The sequence below is a fragment of the Capnocytophaga sp. oral taxon 380 str. F0488 genome (assembly GCF_000318255.2).
Classification (GTDB): domain Bacteria; phylum Bacteroidota; class Bacteroidia; order Flavobacteriales; family Flavobacteriaceae; genus Capnocytophaga; species Capnocytophaga ochracea.
Window position 1 is genome coordinate 1 of record NZ_KB291208.1, and the last position, 1,349, is coordinate 1,349.

Consider the following 1,349-nt stretch of genomic DNA (forward strand, 5'->3'; position numbering starts at 1 on the left):
AAACCAAAACTGTAAGGAAGATTTATAAAGTACTGATTTTTAACTATGTTTTTTTTGTAGGAATACTGTGTAAGTATTATCTTTGCAAAAAAAAAGTTATGACCACTATAATAAAGAATAGAAAAAGAATTTCAAATATCTTTTCTAAGATAGAAGATAAAGAGTTAGAATTTCTTGTAAAAGAAACAGGAGTCGATAAATATAGCAAAAAACTTAAAGGAATAGAAATATTTAAGTTGCTAATTTTCGGTGCTTTGACAGATGATAGAGCTAGTCTAAGAACCTTTGAAAACTTTTATATCACAAATTTCTTTAAAATGATTGCTAAGATATCACTTACTAAAGTCATATCACATAGTAGCATTGCAGAAAGGATTGCTAAAATAAATGTAGTTTTCTTTGAAAGACTTTTTGCTTATTGCGTAAAGAAGTATGCACCTTTTTTAGAAGAAGGAATTACTTCTAAAATAAGTAGTTATGATTCTACAATAGTGAGTATCTCATCCAAACTACTCCATTTAGGAATGCAAAATGGACAGAAGAATAAAAAAGATGAGCAAGGAAAGCTAAGCTTAAAATTCACCATTGGATTTTCAAACTTACCATTCAAGTGTAAAATTCATCACCAGCAAGAAATGATAAGTGAAGATTTAGCACTTGGTGATATTCTCAAGGAACATACTGCTAATAAGGAAGATATAGCAGTGTTCGACAGAGGAATGAAAGATAGAAAGGTAATGGATGAGCTTTCAGATGAGCAGACTCAATATTTTGTCACCCGAATTTACAAAGACTCAAAGTATATTTTAGCAGAAGGGAGTCAAGTAAAGAAATTAGCTGAGCAAGATGAGCATCTGCGCTTAATTAGCAGTCAGAAAGTACATCTTTTCACTAAAAGTCAAAAGAAGACAAAAAATACCTTTCGTTTAATAGAGGGTAGACTGCTAAAGAAGGATGAGAAGAGAGGAGAAATTAAAGAAGAAAAGATACTGTTTTTAAGTAACTTAACCGATGATTTTAGTGATGAGCAAATAGCCGGAATTTATAGAAATCGTTGGAAGATAGAGCAGTATTTTCGTTTTATAAAGCAAGAGCTTAACTTTAAACATTTCTTTTCAAGAAATCTCAATGGCATAGAAGTGATGATGTATGTAATATTAATAGCATCAATATTACTATTGACATACATAAAAGAAGAAGGATTGAAAGGCTATAAAATCCCTAAAAGGCGATTTTGTTATGGTTTACAAGATGAAATAATTAAAGAAATTGTAATCCATTGCGGAGGAGATCCTTCAAAAATGTATTCTTATTCAGATAGTTAAAAATGTTCCTTACAACCTTAGTTT

The 1,349-nt window shown here is 30.1% G+C and carries 1 protein-coding gene; it reads left to right on the forward strand.

Annotation, left to right across the window (positions count from 1 at the left end; all coding sequences use genetic code 11):
- The coding region (locus HMPREF9078_RS07030; protein ID WP_009420005.1) for an IS4 family transposase at positions 1–1,325 on the forward strand (1,325 nt) is incomplete at its 5' end.
- Positions 1,326–1,349 lie beyond the last annotated feature (24 nt).